Consider the following 19284-nt stretch of genomic DNA (forward strand, 5'->3'; position numbering starts at 1 on the left):
ATCATGAGCTATCCGGAGCCGGCCGGCAGCGCCGAAGCCGCCCTTGCCACCGTCCGCGAGATCGCAGCGGAGTTCGGCCGTACCGTCGTCACTGCGGACGGCGCCGGGCCCGACGTCTCCGCCGAGTTGAGCGGATCCCCCGCCGTCACCCTCGTCCTGTACGCAGACGGGCAGGCCGCGGTGACCGTGGAGACCGTTCACTTCGACCTGGATCCCGGCGAAGTGGGGCCGTTCCTGCGTGCCGTGTACGACGGGACCGCGTACGTCCACGCCGTCACCAAGTGGTGGCAGTTCCTGCTGCCGCTCACCGCCGCCGGGTACTGGCTGGTGGTGCCCATGCCGGGCGAGCGCGCGTACAAGGAGCTCGTGCCGAGGATGATCCTCACCCCCTGGCTCACCGCCCGCCTGCGCACGCCGCCCGGCAAGCAGGACCCTCAGTAACGGTCCAGGATCGTCTGCGTCTTGAGGATGTCCCCCTTGTAGAGCCAGCCCTTGGCGTCCGCGACCGAGATCGCGTCCGCGTGCAGAGCCGCCGCGTCGTCGTAGTCGTCCGTCTTGAACGACAGCTCGACCACGTACTCCGTACCGCTGCCGCCCGCCCCGACCACCGGCACCACCTCGATGCTCGCGTCGTCGGACGACTCCCACGCGCCGGAGTAGACGGACGACGTCACCGGCCCGTGTACGCGCGACGCGGCGAGCGTGTCCGTGCCCCAGCCGTCCGTGTTCCAGTCGGCGAGCTTGCCGGGGATCTCGCCGTTCAGCCAGCCCAGGCCGGTGGCGCCGGTCGGCATGGCCGTACCCGAGTAGCCGCTGGCGCTGTGGCTCTTCTCGTTGCTGAAGCTGAGGGTCTGCTTGGCGTAGCCCCAGTCGACCTCGGCTTCGTAGTTCGTGTCGCTGCTGTCGAACCCGGCGGCGTTCGCGGCGGTCAGCGCGGCGTTGATGTCCCCGCCCGTGACGGCGAACCGCTTCTTGTACGTCTCCTCGAAGTCCTTGCCGCTCTTGTGCCGCAGCCGTACGTCCCAGCCCTGCGCGCCGAGCGCTTGCGCGTCGGTGTCGTAGTACGCGTAACTGCGCGCCGAGGCCGAGGCCGAACCCGATATCCCGAAGGCCGACTTGACCGCGGCGAGCGGCGCGTGCGAGGAGTCCAGGGCGGCCGTGGTGAGGTTGATCTTCACCTCGTACGTGGGTACGGCGTTGGAGTCGGCGTGGGCCGGGGTCGCCTGGACGGCGAGGGCAGCGGCGGCGGTGAGGGCCAGGGCGGCGGACGCGGTGCGGCGCGTCAGAGGCGTGATCGACATGACCGGAGCCTCCCGCTCCGGGGTGGTCGTGGGGTGGCGGCCGGATGTGGGTCTCGGAAACCGTGGGTGTCGGGCAGGGGCGGTCGTGCGGAGCCAACTCCCGTACTGGATCCGGCCGTACGCGGAAATGGAGGCCCTGTGTACGCGCAGACCGCCCGAGCGACACGCACTATGGTGTGCCGATGGCGTCGATCAAGAAGGTCCAGATCACATTCGACTGCGCGGACCCCGAGCGCGTCGCCCGCTTCTGGTGCGAGGTGTTGGGGTACGTCGTACCGCCGGCGCCTGAGGGCTTTGCCAGTTGGGACGAGTACAACGAGTCGCTGCCGCCCGAGAAGCGGGGCGCCTGGTTCGCCTGCAGCGACCCCACGGGCGAGGGCCCGCGGCTGTTCTTCCAGCGCGTACCCGAGGGCAAGGTCGTCAAGAACCGCGTCCACCTCGATGTGCGGGTCGGCACCGGCCTCGTGGGCGAGGAGCGCCTCGCCACGCTCCAGGCGGAGTGCGATCGGCTGGTCGCGCTGGGCGCGGTGTGCGACCGGGTGCTGCTGGCCGATGACGAGAACGAGTCGTGCATCGGGATGCGGGACATCGAGGGCAACGAGTTCTGCCTCGACTGAGGGCCTCACCACGTCCCCGTGCGCTTACCGCTTACCGCTTACCGCTTACCGCTTCGCCGTGCCGGCCAGGAGTCCCATGAGTACCCCGAGCAGCATCCGTGCGACCCTGCTGGTCCTGTACTCGCCCCGGCTCGAAGAATGCCTGACGTTCTACGGCGACCTCGGCCTGAACTTCGCGACCGAACAGCACGACCAGGGCCCCCGTCACTACGCGGCTGTGCTCGCGGACGGCATGGTCTTCGAGATCTACCCGGCCCGTGCCGGCCGGGAGACCGGCATCATGCGCCTGGGCCTGGCCGTGACCGGCGCCTCCGCCACGCCCCCGCTGGCGCCCGGGCACCACCTGCTCACGGACCCTGACGGCCGGACTGTCGCCATCCACTCGACTTGATCAAGGTGCAACGTTTCGCGGCCGGTTGGCGACACGGGGGATATCGGGCCTGACCCCCGGGCACAGCAACGTACGAGAAACCCGGTCGACCGCACGGTCCGGGCTGCCTACGCTGCACGCGTGATCCCCGCACTGCGCGTCCGCCAACTCTTCCATGCCATAGAGGAATACCAGGGTGCGGACGTCTTCCTCGACGTCGTCGATCCGTGGCTGGACGAGCACGCCGGTGCCGTGCGGGAAGCCCTCGCACCGCTGGCCGATTTCGGTGGATGGACGCGGACCGAGTACGAGTTCGGCGATCCGCTGGAGACGGCGTACGCGCTGAGCCGCGTCAGCGACGCACTGATCTACAAGTTGCAGCCGCTGCTGCCGCCGGGATCCGACATCCCCTGGGCGCACCACTTCCGCGAGCCCGAGAGCTGGCCACACGTCACCCGTGACCAGTACGTGGGCGGATTCGCCCGGCTCGGCATGGTCCCGATCGGTGAAGTCCCGTTCGAACCGTTCTTCCATGAGGTCGTTGAGGTCGCGCAGCACGAGCACCTGGGGGCACCCGTTGAGATCACGGGAACGGTCTGGCCGGGCTTGATGTTCGGGGAGATGCTGTTCAGCCGCAGCGGTGTGATGGTGCGTGCCGGTGCCCAGCACCTGGTCGCCGGCATCGCGGACAGGTCACTGCTCCACGGCGTATTCGTGCGCCGTTCCCGGGAGACCTCCGACGGGTCGCTGGGCTGGGGCCACAACTCGCAGTGGAAGACCGACTTCCGCCGCGACTACCTCACCGATGCCGCGTTCCATTTCGACGTCGACGAGAAGCCCGACTCTGACCAGGACTTCTTCGGCGAGCCGAGGAGGTTGACCCCGGCCGAGCGATCCGACCTCGTGCGACACCGGTGCTTGATCCGGCCCCTGCAGAATCCGGCTGCCTCGGAAAGCGCCTGCCCGGGCGGACGGCTCACCGTCTCGAGGACGTGATCCACTCGGAGCGCCAGAGAGCTGGGCCGAACCGCGCCGGACGCCCGGCCGGCTCCGGGGCGGTGAAACGGTTGGCGTGCGGCCCCCGCGGAACCGGGTAACGTCTTTGTCATGTTCTTCCAGACGGTGATTTACGAGGGAGAGCGTGATGGGCCGCGCATGACGTCCTTCGACGTCGCCGCCCACCCCTGAATCCGTAGATCACTTCACTTCATTACCGGGAGAGCCCGTGACCGTGAGCAAGAACATCAACAACCCCGTGGGCCAGGGCGGCGGCCAGCGCAAGCGGCAGTCGCGCGCCGAACGGCAGAACAACGGGCCGCACCGCAACCTCGACCGCCAGGGTGCGGCCGACCAGAAGGCGGAGCTGGTGCGCAAGATGCGTGAGAAGGCTGCTGGAGCTGAGGTCAGTTCGCAGGCGGACGACGACGCCGAGCAGAGCTGACGGTACGTACGACGAAGGCCCAGGTTTCCGGTTTCTGACCGGTCTGCCTGGGCCTTCGTCGTACGCGCCGGCCGCGTCCGGACTCAGTGCCTCCCTCGGTACCTGCCGCTTCGTGACAAGGTTCCGGGCGCCTGCGGTGCGAGCTGTCCTGCCTCGCCTCTGGCGACGCACACCATTACGTGTCCAGTCCGCAACAGGCCAAGGATGCAGCTGACGCCGAACCACCAATACAGGGCTGAGAATGCACGCACAGAGGTTGCGAAATATATGGAAACAGCGACAAATAGGGTGAAGCCAAAAAAATTGAGCGTTAGTAGCGGCCAGCCTGAGTCCGTTTTTGCTCGATTTAGTTTCTGCCAGGTCGTTCTTGGTATTTGAGCGGGATGCGGACTGAAGCGGCGTTTGATCTCGCCCACGGAAGATCTCGGTGTCATGGGGTAAATGGAACAGTGGGAGCTGACTCCCGCACAAGACCAAGAAGCATGAGTGAGGGCACCGGACCTGCCCACGACCAGCACACACGACGAAGGCCCAGGTTCCCGGATTCACACCGGTCTGCCTGGGCCTTCGTCGTGTGTTGCTCCCTGTGCCCCCGGCAGGATTCGAACCTGCGACACCAGCTTTAGGAGAGCTGTGCTCTATCCCCTGAGCTACGGAGGCGCTCGGACCACCAGAGGAGCGTGGCCTCAGACAGGGTAGCGGATCAGGCCCCGAGGGGTCCGACCCGTACCTCAGTCCGCGAAGATCTCCGCCGCCCGCTCGACCGCGAAGGCCCTGTCGAAGAGCACATCGAGCTGTTCCAGGTCCCGGCAGGCCTCGACCCTGGCTCGTACCTCGTCGGACACCTCGAGGCCGCGCTGTTCCAGTACTCGCAGTACCGAGTGACCGCGCTCGGCTTCCCGGCCTTCCTCGCGGCCCTCCTCGCGGCCTTCCTCGCGGCCTTTTTCCCGGCCTTTTTCCAGGCCCTTCTTCATCGCCCGCTCTTCAAGTTTGGCCTTGTACCACATGGCCGACTCGTGCGGGTTCTTCAAGCTCATCGTGGTCATCAGCTGCCTCCAGATGTTCAGGGCGGGCGACCCGGTCAGCCCCGCCTCCACGTACACGGTGAAGACCCTTCGGTCCTCCACCGACAGGAGCCACAGCGCCGCAGCCAACGGTTCCAGTATGCCCGCCCCGCGCCTGCCCCGACCGTGAACCAGACTGGACAGCACCCACAGGGAGATGTTGTCGTCCGCCTCTTCCAGGCTGTGGATCACCGGAACCGTCGACGGCCCCAGCACATGGGCGCACGTGCGCTGCGTCGGGAAGCCGGGGAAGCCGGTCTCGATGGGGGCCGTTGCCCACTTCTCGGTGGGCTCGCTGTCCGTCACCACGATCAGCACCGCCTCCGCCTCGAACTTCTCCGCGCAGTAGGCCACCGTGAACGGCCACATACGCCGCTTGTCGTCATCCCTCTTGCCCTGTGACTCCACGACCACCACGAACTGGCCCAGTGAGCTGTGCACCAGGAAGAGCGAGTCGGCTCGGCGCTCGATCGGCCGCAGTTCAGTGGCTGTCGGATCCAGCACCTCGACCGACTCCACCACCCCCACTTCCAGACCCAGCAGGTTCTCCATGGCCATCGCCAACAGTTCGGTGTCCTCCTGGAACACCTGATGCAGGCTTTCGTGGTGCGCGCTCACGGACATGCCGGGGAACCTAGCCACTGGCAAGTTCCACCGGATCGGAACCGCTGCCAGGTCACCCGGACAAGTGGGCCATCGATTACGTGTTCGGGGATTAGGCGAAAAGGTGTGCGTGGTCTTTTGCCCACGTGCCGTACGTCGTCGGGGGGCGGCCCGTCGGGTCCGGTGGGGTGTTGCCCTGGAGGGACTTGCCGCCCGTTGACTGCAGGGCTGAGCGCTGCAGCAGTGCCTCCGCCACCGGGGGTGGGAAGCGGTGCGTGAGGTGGGCTTTGGCTTCCTCGTGGGTCTGCTCTCTGAAGTGCAGGGGGCGGGACAGGACCTCGGACAGGATCCGTGTCTGGTCTCTGGGGGTGAGGCGCTCGGGGCCTGTGAGCGTGTACGTCTTGTTCTCGTGGCCCTCTTCCGTGAGGGCTCGGGCCGCCGTGCGGGCCACGTCTCGCGGGTCCACCGGGGCGTTCGGGGCGTCGCCGTACTGGGCGGACACCGTGTCCGCCGACCGGATTCCCTGCGCCCAGGCCAGCGTGTTCGACATGAACGCCCTCGGTCTGAGTAGCGTCCAGGTCATTCCTGCTGTGCGCACGGCCTGTTCTATTGCCCGCTGGCGCTGCGTGATGAAGTCGTCTGTCTCGTCGGCCACCACCGCCGCCGACAGTTTCACTATGTGCGCGACGCCTTCGGCTGCCGCCGCCTCCAGGAACCGTTCGTCGTGCGGTTCTGTGGGGTGGTTCGTTACGAGGAATGCGGCGCGGACTCCCTGGAGGGCTCGGCGGAGTGACCGCTGGTCGTTGTAGTCCGCTTGTGCCTTCTCGGTGTGGGGCACCGTTGTTCGGTCTGGGTTTCGTGCCATCAGGCGGGTGGGGTGCTCTGCCGCGAGCTGGGTGGCCACCTCTCGGCCCACCGTTCCCGTGACTCCTGTTATCAGAATCATTTCAGCGGGCCTCCACCGCTAGGGCTGCCGCGTGCGTCTCGCCGACCGCTATGTCGTTGATCGTCCAGCCCTCGGGGGCTGTCGGTTCGTCCGGTGCCGTGCCCAGGTAGTCGAGGGACGGGGCGCGGCCCAGGCCCGTGCCCAGGCCCTTGAGGTACGCCTCCTTGCGGGTCCAGACCCGGGCGAAGGCCTGGGGGCGGGTTTCGGGGGCGTACGCCTCGAGTTCGGCTATCTCTTGGGGGTGCAGGGTCTCTACCACCTCGTCCGCCAGGTCCAGGGTCGGGATCTTCTCCACGTCCACGCCGACCGGCGTCCGCGCGAACGCCAGCAGGCAGAGGCCGTCTCCGTGGGAGAGCGAGAAGTGCAGGGGGTTGCCTCGGACCACCGGGCGGCCGTGCGGTTCCTGGCAGGTGGGGCACGGGAGGCGGGTCAGATCCAGCGACTCGGGGGGCGTCGACAGGTATGCGCCGAGCAGGAGGCGTAGTGCCGTGTGGCCTGCTCGGTACGTGTCCCGGTCGTCCGTCCTGCGGAACCTGGCCGCCCTCGTTTTCTCGGCCTCGTCCAGCACGGTCTCCGCCCGTCGGTCCACCACCGGCTGGAACGCCCGCGTGCGCACCAGCCAGATCCGGGGCGAGTCGGGCGGCCGCACGGACTGCTCCCAGCCCGGTCGCAGCTCGGTCGGCTGCAGCGTCTCCTTGGCGATCACTTGTGCAGCATAGGCGGGTGCGTCAATTGCGTTGGGGAGTAAGTCAGTTGGGGTAACGGTGGCCGGGGCGGGCCTTGCGCGGGATGATCCGGGCATGGTGATGTCCCTGCCGCCCGTGGCCTCAGGAAGCCGGCCCCCGACTGCCGGCGGCCCCAGTCCCGTACGCACTGCGCCGTCGCCGCGCCGCCCCTCGAATCCGGCGGGTCCGGGCGATCCGGGCGGGATTAGCTCCGTTCGGCCCAGTGCGGGCGCGCTCACCAGGACACCCGCGGGGGCCGGCCGCAGGCTGGTCCGGAGACCCGGACCTGAGGAGGCGCGACCCCATGACCGCAGCGGGCGGACTTGCCCTGATGATCATCGGCGCCATCCTGAAGTACGCCGTGACCTGGGAACCGAACTGGATCAACCTCAACATCCTCGGCGCGATCCTGATGTGGGGCGGGGCGGCCGGGATCGTGCTGGGGTTCGTGCTCCAGTACACCCGGCGGAAGCGCATGGACCGGGTGCAGCAGCAGGCGCAGCAACAGCAGCAGGGCTACGACCCGCGCTACTACCAGGACCCGCCGCCGCCGAGGTAACGCCTCCTCTCAGGACGTCGAGCGGCCGAAGTACTCCAGCTCCGCGATCGCCACCTGCTTCGCCGGGCCCGCCCCGTACGCCGACCGCAGCACCAGCCGCGCCGACACCGCATCGCGCACCCGTACGTCGAGGCGCTGCACCCCGCCGTCGTCGATGCGCCGGTGGAAGGTGTGGATCTTGCCGCCGGAGTCGGTGACCACCACGTCGAACTCCTGCGGGCGTGCCTGTGACACCGACTGGCCCGTACGTGCGGAGGTGCCGGGGGTGATCACCAGGTTCAGCAGGTCCGTGGGCTGGCCGAAGGTCGCTTCCAGGTACTGGCCGGCCGAGTCGCCCGCGTAACCCGTGCCCCACCAGGTGTTGGAGTAGCTGTCGAAGGCGAGCTTCGCGTCGTGGCCGCCCGAGGAGTGCGAGGCCTTCCAGGCGGTGGGGTGGACGGCGACGCGCTTGGCGAAGTGGTCCTGTACGGCGCGGGCGGCGGGCGGGCCGCCGAAGATTCCGCCGACCACCGCCGCGACGACCGCCGTCGCCACCAGGGCGCGTGCAATCCAACGGCCCTTGCCCTGCTGGAGTTTGGGGCGCTGGCCTGCGTACGGGCCCTCGGCGGTGGGGGCGTTCTGCGGCGAGAGCGGGGTGGCGCAGCTGCGGCAGAAGTGGCGGAGGGGGGCGTTGGGGGTCGCGCAGTGCGGGCAGGGGGTGCCGTGTGCGGGCTGCTGGGGTGTGTGGTGGTCGCGGACCTTGGGGCGGGCCGCCTCGGGACGGCCGGGGAGCACGCCGCCGGGTGGCTGCGCGGGGTACGGGCCGGAGTCGGGTACGGGGACGAGGAGGGCGCGGGCCGCGCTCTGGTCGGGAGGAGTGGCGGGTTGGGGGACGGTGTCCGCTTCCACCGGCGGCGTGACGGGCGCGGCAGTCGGTGCCGGTGGTGCGTACGAGGCGTCGGGCGGGCCGAACGCGCCCGTCGTGGACGGCGCGGGCACCGACGGCGGGGTGGCCTTCACGCCGCCCGGCGGGGTCGCGGTGATGGTCATCGTGCGCGGGTCGTCGAAGGCGCTGCGCGAGGGCGGGGGCTCCGGCTCCGTACGCGGGGTGGGCGTGATGGCGTCGCCCTGTGCGTCCCAGCGCAGGAACGCGCCGCACGCGTCGCAGAAGGACTGTCCGGTGATACGGGCCGGGGTGGAGCAGTCGGGGCAGGTCGCGGTGGTCGGGTTGGCGGACATCTCTACGGTCAACTTCCTTCAGGGGCGGGGATGGTGGAGGTCACCTCGGCCGTGAAGGGGAGGTGTGCGGGGCGGGCCGCCGCGACGACGGCGCGCAGCCGGTGGACGTCGACGGTGCTCGGGTCGCGGACGCGCAGGACGACGCGGAGGCCGGCGCGCGGGGCTCCGGGGAAGGAGCCGAGGGGGCGCGCCGACCAGGTGGAGCCGCCGCTCTCCTCGATCTCCGGGCGTACGCCGAAGGCCAGTTGGACGGCCGTCGCCAGTCCGCGCCGGGTGCCGCGCAGCCGATGCAGGGAGATCGCGGCGGCGACGGCGTGACGGCGTACGGGCAGGGGCTCGGTGCCGTCGAGCTCGGTGCCGACCCACTCGGTGAGCCAGTCGAGGAAGTCCTCGGGGGCGAGGGCGGGGGTGAAGTACGCCTCCAGGCAGTCGAGGACGGTGAAGAGGGGCGCCAGGACGGTGTCCAGGCCGGCGACGAACCGCATGGCGAAGTCGTCGTCGGCGTACACGGCGGGCAGTTGCTCGCCGAGGGGGTGGGCGGAGAGCAGGCCCGGGACGGTGCCGCGGGAAGAGGCGGGGATCGGCTGGGTCATCGGATCACGCTCGGGCGGGTGTGGGTGCTGTGGTCGGCGGTGCTGTCGGTCGCGCCGTCTCGCCCGGGACATGTGCCGGCGCGGCGCGGCGTCGCGCTCGCTCGGGTGGCGAACAGCGGTGCCTGGGCGCGGAGTTGGTCGAGCGCGACGTGCCGCTCGGGACGCGGGCCCGCGGCCGCACACAGCGTGCTCATCGGGCCTCGATCACGCGGACGCGGTGGTCGAAGGGGAACAGGAGCGCCGACGGGGACAGTTCTATGCGGTCCGTCGCCTCGCCCCTGCGGCCCGTCAGCGGGTCCGCCGGGTGCAGCAGGACCTCGTCGACCAGCTCCACCCCCGGCACCCGCTGCAGCGCCGCGAAGATCTCGCCCGCCCTGAGCGGGCGGCCGAAGGGCCAGCCCGTCGAGTGCGCGCCTCCCGTCAGCGGGTCGAGGTACGCGTACAGCGCGTCCAGCGCCTCCGCCTGGACCTTCTCCGCTCGCGCCGCGCGGAACGAGTGCAGCGTCGCGACCACCGTGACGCCCTGGTAGTACGGGGGCCCCACCGAGAGTCGCGTGCCCAGCGGGCGGCGGTCGTCCAGGAAGCGGGTGACGCGGTCCAGCAACTCCTCGCCGGGGACCAGCTGTTCGAAGCGGATCCGGCCGCCCAGGTCCGGTACCGCCTGCGGGACCACCAGGACCCGGACCGCGTTCTCGCCCTGTTCCGCCGCGTCCGCCGCCAGGCATGCGATCCGCGCTGTCTCGGGGGCCGCCCTGCGCGCCAGCTCCTCGTAGTCGCGTGCCGTCACCGCCCGCTCCTGCGCGCGCAGCGTGATCGGGGCGCGCGCCTTCGCCTCCTCCACGCTCTCGCCGTCCACTCCGCCGCGCGCCGCCTCCCGGTTCTCGACGCGGGCGATGTACGGGATCGAGCTCTGGAGGACCTGGATCATCCCTCGGGCCACATTTCCCCCACGGCCCCCGCCCGTTCCGTACAGCGCCGCCCTGACCGCCGCCCCCTTCGCCGGAACCGCCCCGAACTGGCGCATCGTGCCGTCGCGCAGCCGCACCGCCGGGCCGAACGCGATCTCGCCCGTCGCCGCGTCCAGCGTGAAGTGCCGGCTGTCAGGACCCGACGACGCGAAGTCCGAGACCTCCTTCCACTCCTCCCAGCCCTCGCCCGCCGAGACCTGCAGCGACAGCGCGGGCGTCGTCACCACCGGGGCGTGCGCCAGGCGCAGCCGCTGGCCCGGGACTCCCTGCGAGTCGCCGAGGGGCTCGTCGCGTACGGAATCGGAGTGCGTGGCCGCCGTTGTCCCGCCGATCGTGAACGCGGACGCGCCCCGCACCGTCGGCGACGCGCTGTAGAACGGCTGGCCCTTCACGGCCTCCACCACCCGGCAGCGCAGCCACCCCGCGTCCGTGCGGCCCAGGCGCGAGACCGCGTGCCCGGACGGGATGTGCAGGACGGCCTCGCCCGGGCGGTTGAGGCCGCCCGTCGAGTCCTCGTCGACCTCGCACTGCGTCCATCCCTCGGCGGTCCACGCCTCCCACACCAGCGGCGGCTGGCGCGGGTCGACGCCGACTCCGTCGACGCGGCTGTCCAGGCGCAGTACGGCCGTGCAGCGCGGGACGGCCGCCGTCAGACCGAAGTAGAGGGTGTCGCCGGGCTGCGGGGCGGCGGAGAAGGCGGGGATGTCGCTGCCCGCGAAGACGTCCTGCGAACGGTCCTCGGGCGCCTGGCCGTTGGGCTGGCGCAGCACGGCGAGGAGCTCGCAGGGGATGACCGTCAGCGGGTCGGCGGTCGCGAAGACCACCGCCTCCTGCGTCTCGGTGCGGCCGGTGGCGACCTCCGTACCGGCAGGCAGGACCACCGGTTCGGGCTGCGGCGCGGAGAGCCAGAACGTGACGTCGGCGCGGGCGGCCGCGGGCGGGAACAGGGTGATGCCGAGCAGGTCGAGGAAGGCCAGCTGGTTCTTCTCCGGCACCCGGTTGAGGCGGTAGACGATCTGGTCGGCCATGTGCGCGACGGCCTCGATGAGGGTGACGCCCGGGTCGGAGACGTTGTGGTCGCTCCACTCGGGGCAGGCCTGCTGGACGTAGCGCTTGGCGTCGTCGACGAACTGCTGAAAGCGGCGGTCGTCGAGATGGGGTGCGGGAAGGGCCATCACAGGCTGCTTTCGGTCTCCGCCGGGCCGGGGGCGGCCTCGGAGGGGATGACGTAGAAGGGGAAGACGAGGTTGCGGGGGTTGTTGGTGCCGCGCACGGAGTAGCGGACGTCGATGTGCAGGACGGTCGGTTCGTCGGGCGCGGGCGTGACGGTCACCTCGTCCACCTCGATACGGGGCTCCCAGCGGTCCAGCGAGGTGCGGACCTCGTGGCGGATGCGGCCCGCGGTCGCGTCGTTGGCCGGCGCGAACACCAAGTCGTGGACGGCGCAGCCGAATTCGGGCCGCATGGGGCGCTCGCCCGGCGCGGTCGCCAGGACCAGGCGCATCGACTCCTCGATCTCCCGGTCGCGCCGCGACAGCGCGATCGCGCCGCCCGGGTCGGTGCGCATCGGGAAGGACCAGCCGGCCCCGACGAAGTGCTCGCTCATCTCTCATCAACTCCTGTACGGGGACGGCCTGTCAGAACGGAATGCCGTTGCGGAGGACGGCGGGCGCGGTGAGCAGGACCGTCGACGTGGAGGTCACCGTCACGGGTCCCGCCGCCTTGATCCCGGCCGTTCCGACCGCGTTGATCTCCGCGGCGCCGCCCGCGTTGACCGCGACCTCGCCGCCCGCCTGCACCCCGAACTTCGCGCCCGCCTTGATGTCGACGCCGAGGCCCGCGCTCATCCGCAGCGTGCCGCCCGCCTTGAGGGAGAGGTCGCCTCCGGAGCTGATCTCGACCTTGCGGGCGCCGCTGATCGTGACCTCGCCGCTGCTGGAGATGGTGAGGGTGGTGCGGGCCTCGTTGAGCTGCACGGTCAGCTTGCCGTTGCCGGTCTGGAGGAGGATTCCGCTGTTGCGGCGGGTGCTGGTGCCGTCCTCGATCAGCTCGACCGTGTGGCCGCTGCGGGCCGTCAGGGCACGCCAGTTGATCTGGCCGCTGGTCGGGTCGACGGCGGGGATGCTGTTCGGCTCGCGGGTGGGCTTGTCGACGCCGTTGTAGAGGCCGGCGAGGACGTACGGGTGCTCCAGCGATCCCCGGTCGAAGGCGCACAGCACCTCGTCGTTGACCTCCGGCAGGAGCAGGCCGCCGCCCTTGGTGCCGCCGAACTGGGCGACGCGGGACCAGTCGCTCTCGTACGTCTGGGAGAGCCAGGGGAAGCGGAGTTTGACCCGGCCGAGCTTGAGGGGGTCCTTGGTGTTGGTGACCAGGGCGACCGCGACGCCCGGCATCGGCGGGGCGGTGTCCTGGCCGCCGGCCGCGAGCCCGTACAGCGAACGGAACTGGCGGCCCGAGACGGTCAGCCAGGTCGTGAACTGCTCGCCGGACGCGAAGACATGACGTACTCCGGTCGCCGTGTACTTGCCCTCGAAGGGGAAGCCCGCGCCCTTCACGGCGACGGGCGTTCCGGGGGCGAGAGACGGGTTCCCGGTGACCGCCACCTCCAGCTCCGCGAAGGAGCCGGTGACGTCGTCGGCGAGGGCCTTCGCCGCGTGCGTGACCTCGGACTGGGTCGTGTACGGGATGTGGGTGGCGGTGAGTTCGGCCTTCCCGAAGGGGGCCGCCAGCTGGGCCGGGGTGATGTCCGAGACGATGTCCTGGCTGGTGGCGGCGGTCGTCGGGGCGGAGAGCTGCTGGCGGGTGCGCATGTCCCAGCCGCGTACGGAGACCCGGTTGACCTGGCCCGCGGCCGTCACCGCGAGGCGGCTGTGCAGGGTGTTGTGGCCGAAGTCCAGGACGTACGGGCTCTGGGCGGCCGGGGTGGTGTCGGAGGGGGCGGCCGATGCCTTCGGGAGGGAGGCGAATTCGAGCTTTCCCTTGTTGTCGAAGGAGAGGCGGACGTCGTTCTGGGCGGCGAGGCGGGCCAGGAAGTCCCAGTCGGTGATGTTGGGCTGGGTCGCCAGGTCGTACACGGTCGGGGTCGCCTGGACGCGGCCCAGGGAGAGACCGTTGAGGGCGGCGAGCTTGCGCACGATGTCGGACGCGGTCATGTTCGGGTAGCCGGCGACGCGGCGGTTGCGCAGGAGGCGGTGGCCCGGGTCGTAGCCCCGTACGACGAGATGGCGGCCGGTCGCCGGGTCGCCGTCGACCTCCAGGGCCGTGATCTCGCCGGTCAGCAGCGGGTCGCCGCGGCGGCCGTCCGCGAAGGGCGAGAGGACGGCCTTCGCACCCACCTTGATCTGCGGGAACTTCTCGACGACCCGGCCGTCCTTGTCGCTGAACACCAGCTGGAAGGCGGCCGGGACATTGACGCTGGAGTCGACCCAGCCCTCCACGAGGAGGACGGCGAGCGCATCCGGGAGGACCGCCCCGCCGAGCTCGGCATGGAGGACCGTGGTGAAGGTCTTCTCGCTCATACGGTGGCCTCCGTCGACGCGGGCAGCAGGAGTTCGGTGCCGGGGTGCAGCCGCATCGGATCGTCGATGCCGTTCGCCTCGGCGATGACGCGCCACCGGGTGGCGTCGCCGTACTCGCGCCAGGCGAGCGAGGCGAGGGTGTCGCCCGCGACGGTGCGGGTGGTGCGGCGGGCGGAGAGCGCGCCGGAGGTGGGGTTCTGGCCCTTGGTGCTGGTCGCGATCTCCGTGAGGGAGAGCGAGCAAGTCGCCCTGAGGGGAACCCCGTTGGGGCTGAAGAGGGTGTACGTGGCGTTGGCGCTCGTCACGTACGCGACGAACTGGACGGTGGAGAAGGAGCCCCACGAGAACTTCACCCACGGCGGGGACGGCGCCTTCGAGCTGACGGACTGCTCGGTCACCTCGCAGCAGGAGAGCAGGAGTTCTGCTTGTTTCTGCACGGTGTTGGAGCCGGGGGTCCCGGACGCGTCGAGGAACACCTCCAGCTGGAGCGTGGCGGGCTGGGCGCCGGTGAACTTCGGGGGCGCGCCCCGGGTGTAGGCGACGGCGGGAGCGGTGTGCCAGCTCGCGGACCGGCCCAACTGGACCTGGGACGGGTTGAACTGGAACTTCACCTCGCCGATGGTGCCGCCCATCGAACCGCCCAGATCGGTGGGCGGCTGGTGGATGGAGAGCGACGCGCGGGAGAGCCCTGCCGCCTTGCCTCCGGTGGGGGCGGCCATGTCACACACCCCCGGCGTCGGTGAACCCGTGGTGCGTGATCTCCAGGACCTCGGTGGCCACGGCGGGGTTCGACGGGTCGAGGGTCGGCCCGGTCCAGCGCACCGGCAGCACCTCGATCAGCCCCCACTGGGCGACGACCGATCCGTCCGCGCGCAGGGCGGCGATCTGGGCGGTGGGCCGGGAGATGCCGGTCGCGAGGGAGGAGATCCACGCGGCGACCTTGGCGGTGTCGGGGGTGAGGGGGCGGGTGAGGCGGATGGTGGAGAAGGTGACGCGGGTGGGGAGCTGCCAGACGAACCCGTTGTTGCCGCCCTCCTGGTGCTGCTCGACCTCGACCTCGGAGGCGAGACCGTCGCAGCCGTTGAACGTGCCGAGGCTCTGGCCGTCGATGGTCAGCTTGAAGAAGACGGTGGTGCCGGGGTCAAGGGTGGTGGGCATGGTGACTTTCTTTGTGGTGACGGGTTGCCGGGGCGGTCAGCGGTCGCGGAGGCGTCCGATGCGTTCGCGGTCGCCGCGGAGTTCGGCGCGGAGGAGGCGGGACAGGGGTGCGACGAGACGCTTGGCGAGGGCGTCGAGGTCGGCCGGGGCGCCGGCCTCCGACGGGGGTGGGGGCGGTGCGACGGCGGTGCGTTGTACGGGGCGGGGGGTGGCCGGGGGCGGGGTCGTGCGCGCGGCGGGGGTGGGGGCGGCGGTTGTCGTACGGCGCTGGACGACGGGGCGCAGGGGCTGCGCGGGCGGGGCCGCCGGCGTGGTGGCTGCGACCGGGAGGGCGAGGGGGGCGGCGGGGGCAGGGCGCAGGGGGACCACGGGCCGGGGAGAGGCGGCGACGGAGGGTTCGCTGCGGGCGGCGCGCTGGAGGGGTGCGGGTGTGGTGGGGGCGGGGGCCGGGGTGTCGGTCCCGTACGACTCCCTGGCCAGGAGAGGGCGGGAGGAGGCGAGGGGCGCGCCGACTGTGGGCCGGGGGAGGGGGGTCAGGGGGAGGTGGACGGTGCGGAGGGCGGGGGGCGCGGCCTGGGGTGTGCTCGGGGCGTCGGGGGCCTGCGCCTGGGGCTGCGGTGCGGTCCGGGGGCCGCGCTGGACGGTGGCCGGGGTCTGCTCCAGGGGGGAATCCTGGGCCGGTGGCGTGGTGGGGGTGGGCTGCTCAAGGGGCGAGCCCAGGGCCGGACGTGCGGCAGCGGTGCGCTGGATCGCGGGCAACTGCGGTGCCTGGACCGGGGGTTGGGCTGCGACGGGGCTCGCGGGGGCCGGGGGTACGTCGGGCCCCGGCGTACGTGTCGGAGCTGCTGCGGAGGTCGAGCGCTGTACGGCTTCGGGGGTCAGCGGCGCTCCGATCAGGGGGCGGCGCCGGGCGGGCGCGGCGGCACCGTCGGGGGCGGGGTCGCGCCGTACGCGCCGCACAACAGGCTTGCGCTGTACGGCTGGTGGCGGTGGTGTCCCCGCGCCCACCGGGGGAAGCGGCGCGGGGACAGTCTGGGGCGCCGGGCTCGGCGCGGGCTGAGGGGCCGGGGGCGCGGGCGCGGGAACGGCAGGCGGCACGGGGCGCACGGCACCGACGGGGTCCAGCCGTCGCGCGGGTGCGCCGGTGGGCCGGGGCGCGGAGACGAGCGAGGGGCGCGCGGCGGAGGTGGCGCGGCGGGCGGGGTCGGGAGGGGTGGCCCGGGGCGGGGTAACGGCCACGGGAGCGGCGGGACTTGACGTGTCTGCAGCCGCACCCTGCGTGTGTGCGGAATCGAAGGTGCCGGTGGGGCGAACTGCCGTACCGGGTCCGGTGTGCGGACCGGCGTCCCGGGCAGTCTGCGCGGACACGCGCTGGATCGGCTGCTGCAGCCCGGCGCGTGCTGATTTCGGTGTGGGGGTCGGCGACGCGGACGAGGCGGGACGCGGGCCGGGCGCGTTCGCCCCGGGGCCGGCGGTCCGTCGGACCGGAGGCCCGGTTTCCGCCTGCGGTGCGGGCACGTCCAGGGTGGAGTTGGCCTCCGGGGCTCGGTGCGGTGTGGTGGTCCGCCGGTTCGGACGTTGGGCGTCCGGCGTCGGCGGAGGTACTGCCCCGGCCGGTGCGCTCGAAGTGGGCGCCGTTCCCGGGGTCGGGTGCGGAGTGGCGGTTCGCCGGACCGGTGACTGGGGGGTTGTCCCCGGAGCGGCGGTCCGTCGGACCGCCGGCCCTGCTTCCGCCTGCGGTGCGGGGGCGCCCGGGGTGGCGTTGGCCTCCGAGGCGCGGTGCGGTGTGGTGGTCCGCCGGTCCGGGCGCTGGGCGTCCGGCGTCGGCGGGGGCGCTGCCCCGGTCGGCGCGTTCGAAGCGGGGGCCGTTCCCGGGGTCGGGTGCGGAGCGGCGGTCCGTCGGGCCGGAGGTCCTGTTTCCGCCTGCGGTGAGGCTGTTGACCCTGCTGCGGCGGCAGGTCGGGCAGCGGTCGTGGCTGCCTCCGGGGCCTGGTGCGGTGTGCTGGTGGTGCGCTGTACGTGAGGCGCCGGGTCCGTCCGCGTGGCGGCGGTCCGCCGGACCGGAGGACCGGCTTCCGGGTTCGGCGCGGGTGCGGCGCCCGTGGCGGGCGTGTTCGTCTCCGGCGCCCGGCGCTGGGTCCCTTGGGCCCGTGGCGGGGTGGCGGGTCCGGCTACACGGCCGGATCCAGGGGAGGCGCTCCCTCGGGCCGGATGCGCGACCGGTGCAGGTGCCGAACTCGATGTGGCGGGCCGGGGTGCAACTGGGACGGAATCGATCGGAGTTGAGGCACTCTCCGGGGTCAGGCCCCGGGTGGCGGCCTGTCGGGTCTGTGTTCCGGGCGTTGACCCAGTGGTACGCCGGGGCCGGAGTCCCGAGTCGGGTGCTGCCCCCGTCGTGCCGGCGGGCTCCGTTGCGGGTGCGGTGGGCACGCCCGAAGCGGTACCGGGCTCTGGCGGTCGGCTCGGTGCAGTGCGCCGCTGGAGCTGTGGCGTGGGAGCAGGCCCGCTCGCGCGGCCGGTATCGGGGCCGTCGGTACGTCGGACCGGGATCCCTGTGTCCGTCGCCGGGGCAGGTGTGACCCCCGTGGCGGGCGCGCTTGGTGGGAGGGTCGTCGCCTGGGTCCGGGGTGGTGTGGCCCGCTGGAGCGGCGCCGGGGCGGGAGTCGCCCCGGTGCCGGTTGCGCTCGCCGGGGCCTCTGCTGCCCGGGCCCCGCGCGGTGTGGCCCCGGGTGCCGCCGCGCGCCGGCCCCGCGCCGGGTCGCGTACAGCCCGCACCGCATCCGTCGCCGGGGTCGCGCCCTCCGCGTCCCGCGTCGCCACCGGGAGCCGTAGCGCCGGCAGGCCCAGTTCGGACGGGCCGCCCGCCACCGGTACCAGCGCGTCCCGGAGCAGGCCCGACGGGGCCGACGCGCTCACCGTGTGGCCCAAGTCCCTTGCGAACGCCAGGGGTTGGTGAGCCGCCAGTGATGCCGCGAAGCCCGGCTCCGCCGTCATCCTCGGCGCGGACAGCACCCGCTGCACCGGCGGCGCGGCCGCCCAGCCGCCGTCCTGCTCAATCCGAGCCGGAGCTGCCGCCGGAGTCACCGGAACCGCGGGCACCGCCTTGCGCCGGCCCCTGCTGAACAGGCCCATCCCCCGTCACCTCTCCCCTTCGGCCCGCTCCACCAGCGCCGCCACCCGTCGCACATATCCACGCCGGTCGGCGTGTTCGAGATCGAGGATGGAGTCCATCTCCCAGTGGAAGTGGTAGGCGAGGTACGCGGTCTCCTCCTCGATCCGGTCAGCCGCGTACGTCACGATTCCCCCAGGCGGCTCCCGGCCAGCTCGACCTCGAAGGACTCCTCGCAGTGCGGGCAGGCGACCGCGGCCCGCGTGTGGCCCTCGGCGTTGATCTGCCGGTAGAAGTCCTGGAGGAACGCCAGGTCGGAGGCGAACATGTTCTCCACCGTCCCGTCGTGCACGTCCGCGAGCGTGCCGAGCCGGGTGATGACCCGGCCCAGCAGGACCACGGACAGATAGGCGGGGTTCTCGCGCACCCGTACGTCCCGCAGCGGCACGAGCTCGTCGCGGGCCGTGGCCAGCCGCATCGCACCGGTGCGGTGCACGGTGCCGGACTCGTCGACGTACCCGCGCGGCAGCTCGAACTCGAACTCCGTACGCAGGGGTTCGCGCACTCGGCCGGGAGGAGCCGCCCCGGGCGCCCCAGGTCCTTCGCGGCGCATTATTCGATGACCAGCTCTTCGAAGGTGATCGTGATCTGCTCGGTGAGGGCAGCCGCGTCCCCGGCCTTCAGCGCGCTGATCTCCACCTTCGAGCACCACGCGTTGCGCATGTGGTAGCGCTTCACCGGGCTCTGCTGGGCGTCCATCATCACGATCGTGGCGTTCTTGCGGGCGCCCGTGATGTCGCCCTCGACGGACTTCTTGATCCACTCGCTGAACTCGGTCGCCTGCGTCGCACCGCGCGTCACCGTGCACTCGCCCGACTTCTGCGCGCCCGGCAGCTTGGCGATGATGTGCTTGCCGGAGGAGGTGACCTGCTTGGACTCGATGACGTCCTGCTCGACGGAGAGGCTGCTGACCTCCTGGAGGTACTCGACCATCACCCCGTCGATCTGGATGCCGAAGTTGTTCGTGGTGAGCGAGTCACCGGCCTGAAGGGCCATGCTTGATTACTCCTTGGGTCTGCTTGTACGGCGGCGGA

22 protein-coding genes and 1 tRNA gene are annotated in these 19284 nt (G+C 71.6%); 6 read left to right on the forward strand and 17 right to left on the reverse strand.

From position 1 onward, the window contains the following. The first annotated feature begins 3 nt into the window (after positions 1–3). Positions 4–441 (forward strand): hypothetical protein, encoded by a 438-nt coding sequence (locus OG707_RS23195; protein ID WP_329121320.1) that lies wholly within the window; start codon positions 4–6, stop codon positions 439–441. On the opposite strand, the gene OG707_RS23200 is transcribed toward OG707_RS23195, so the two are convergent. Continuing rightward, positions 435–1301: a hypothetical protein gene (locus OG707_RS23200; RefSeq protein ID WP_329121322.1), complete on the reverse strand. Its 867-nt coding sequence runs from the start codon at positions 1299–1301 to the stop codon at positions 435–437. The genes OG707_RS23195 and OG707_RS23200 overlap by 7 nt on opposite strands. A 182-nt stretch (positions 1302–1483) precedes the next feature. Between OG707_RS23200 and OG707_RS23205 the strand changes: the two genes are divergently transcribed. From OG707_RS23205 to OG707_RS23220, 4 genes are all read left to right on the forward strand, one after another. Then, on the forward strand, positions 1484–1918 hold the full coding sequence (locus tag OG707_RS23205) for a VOC family protein (protein WP_329121325.1): 435 nt from the start codon (positions 1484–1486) through the stop codon (positions 1916–1918). 76 nt (positions 1919–1994) lie between these two features. Further along, on the forward strand, positions 1995–2309 hold the full coding sequence (locus tag OG707_RS23210; protein ID WP_329121327.1) for a glyoxalase/bleomycin resistance/dioxygenase family protein: 315 nt from the start codon (positions 1995–1997) through the stop codon (positions 2307–2309). Positions 2310–2429: 120 nt separating this feature from the next. Next, entirely contained in the window at positions 2430–3284 is an 855-nt protein-coding gene (locus OG707_RS23215; RefSeq protein WP_329121330.1) for a hypothetical protein, read from the forward strand. A gap of 229 nt (positions 3285–3513) precedes the next feature. Further along, a complete protein-coding gene (locus OG707_RS23220; RefSeq protein ID WP_329121333.1) occupies positions 3514–3729 on the forward strand; it encodes a DUF6243 family protein in 216 nt (71 codons plus the stop codon). 587 nt (positions 3730–4316) lie between these two features. Here the strand turns inward: OG707_RS23220 and OG707_RS23225 are convergent. The 4 genes from OG707_RS23225 to OG707_RS23240 form a co-directional block, all read right to left on the reverse strand. Next, a tRNA-Arg gene (locus tag OG707_RS23225) sits at positions 4317–4389 on the reverse strand. A 71-nt stretch (positions 4390–4460) separates the two neighbouring features. Further along, complete coding sequence (locus OG707_RS23230; RefSeq protein ID WP_329121335.1) at positions 4461–5417, reverse strand: hypothetical protein; 957 nt, start codon at positions 5415–5417, stop codon at positions 4461–4463. Between the two features lie 91 nt (positions 5418–5508). Beyond that, positions 5509–6342: an NAD(P)H-binding protein gene (locus OG707_RS23235; RefSeq protein WP_329121338.1), complete on the reverse strand. Its 834-nt coding sequence runs from the start codon at positions 6340–6342 to the stop codon at positions 5509–5511. A gap of 1 nt (position 6343) precedes the next feature. Then, positions 6344–7048 (reverse strand): 4'-phosphopantetheinyl transferase family protein, encoded by a 705-nt coding sequence (locus OG707_RS23240; RefSeq protein ID WP_329121340.1) that lies wholly within the window; start codon positions 7046–7048, stop codon positions 6344–6346. A 323-nt stretch (positions 7049–7371) separates the two neighbouring features. Between OG707_RS23240 and OG707_RS23245 the strand changes: the two genes are divergently transcribed. Continuing rightward, positions 7372–7626, forward strand: coding sequence for a hypothetical protein (locus tag OG707_RS23245; RefSeq protein WP_329121342.1), 255 nt, complete (start codon positions 7372–7374; stop codon positions 7624–7626). Positions 7627–7635: 9 nt separating this feature from the next. On the opposite strand, the gene OG707_RS23250 is transcribed toward OG707_RS23245, so the two are convergent. From OG707_RS23250 to OG707_RS23305, 12 genes are all read right to left on the reverse strand, one after another. Then, positions 7636–8844: a discoidin domain-containing protein gene (locus tag OG707_RS23250; protein ID WP_329121344.1), complete on the reverse strand. Its 1209-nt coding sequence runs from the start codon at positions 8842–8844 to the stop codon at positions 7636–7638. 8 nt (positions 8845–8852) lie between these two features. Continuing rightward, on the reverse strand, positions 8853–9437 hold the full coding sequence (locus tag OG707_RS23255; RefSeq protein ID WP_329121346.1) for a phage tail protein: 585 nt from the start codon (positions 9435–9437) through the stop codon (positions 8853–8855). Continuing rightward, on the reverse strand, positions 9434–9631 hold the full coding sequence (locus OG707_RS23260) for a hypothetical protein (RefSeq protein ID WP_329121348.1): 198 nt from the start codon (positions 9629–9631) through the stop codon (positions 9434–9436). The genes OG707_RS23255 and OG707_RS23260 overlap by 4 nt, the downstream gene beginning before the upstream one ends. Beyond that, positions 9628–11580: a putative baseplate assembly protein gene (locus OG707_RS23265; RefSeq protein ID WP_329121350.1), complete on the reverse strand. Its 1953-nt coding sequence runs from the start codon at positions 11578–11580 to the stop codon at positions 9628–9630. Before OG707_RS23265 ends, OG707_RS23260 begins: the two co-directional genes overlap by 4 nt. After that, positions 11580–12011: a GPW/gp25 family protein gene (locus OG707_RS23270; RefSeq protein WP_329121352.1), complete on the reverse strand. Its 432-nt coding sequence runs from the start codon at positions 12009–12011 to the stop codon at positions 11580–11582. Before OG707_RS23270 ends, OG707_RS23265 begins: the two co-directional genes overlap by 1 nt. A 31-nt stretch (positions 12012–12042) precedes the next feature. After that, positions 12043–13923, reverse strand: coding sequence for a VgrG-related protein (locus OG707_RS23275; RefSeq protein WP_329121354.1), 1881 nt, complete (start codon positions 13921–13923; stop codon positions 12043–12045). After that, positions 13920–14642: a CIS tube protein gene (locus tag OG707_RS23280; RefSeq protein ID WP_329121356.1), complete on the reverse strand. Its 723-nt coding sequence runs from the start codon at positions 14640–14642 to the stop codon at positions 13920–13922. Before OG707_RS23280 ends, OG707_RS23275 begins: the two co-directional genes overlap by 4 nt. 1 nt (position 14643) lies before the next feature. Further along, entirely contained in the window at positions 14644–15081 is a 438-nt protein-coding gene (locus OG707_RS23285; RefSeq protein WP_329121358.1) for a phage tail protein, read from the reverse strand. A 36-nt stretch (positions 15082–15117) separates the two neighbouring features. Beyond that, a complete protein-coding gene (locus OG707_RS23290; protein ID WP_329121360.1) occupies positions 15118–16320 on the reverse strand; it encodes a hypothetical protein in 1203 nt (400 codons plus the stop codon). A gap of 1899 nt (positions 16321–18219) precedes the next feature. Beyond that, on the reverse strand, positions 18220–18378 hold the full coding sequence (locus tag OG707_RS23295) for a DUF6760 family protein (RefSeq protein WP_329121362.1): 159 nt from the start codon (positions 18376–18378) through the stop codon (positions 18220–18222). Beyond that, positions 18375–18803: a hypothetical protein gene (locus OG707_RS23300; protein WP_329121364.1), complete on the reverse strand. Its 429-nt coding sequence runs from the start codon at positions 18801–18803 to the stop codon at positions 18375–18377. The genes OG707_RS23295 and OG707_RS23300 overlap by 4 nt, the downstream gene beginning before the upstream one ends. Then, entirely contained in the window at positions 18803–19246 is a 444-nt protein-coding gene (locus tag OG707_RS23305) for a phage tail protein (RefSeq protein ID WP_329121365.1), read from the reverse strand. Before OG707_RS23305 ends, OG707_RS23300 begins: the two co-directional genes overlap by 1 nt. Positions 19247–19284: the final 38 nt, after the last annotated feature.

This window comes from Streptomyces sp. NBC_01465 (assembly GCF_036227325.1).
Taxonomy (GTDB): Bacteria; Actinomycetota; Actinomycetes; order Streptomycetales; family Streptomycetaceae; genus Streptomyces.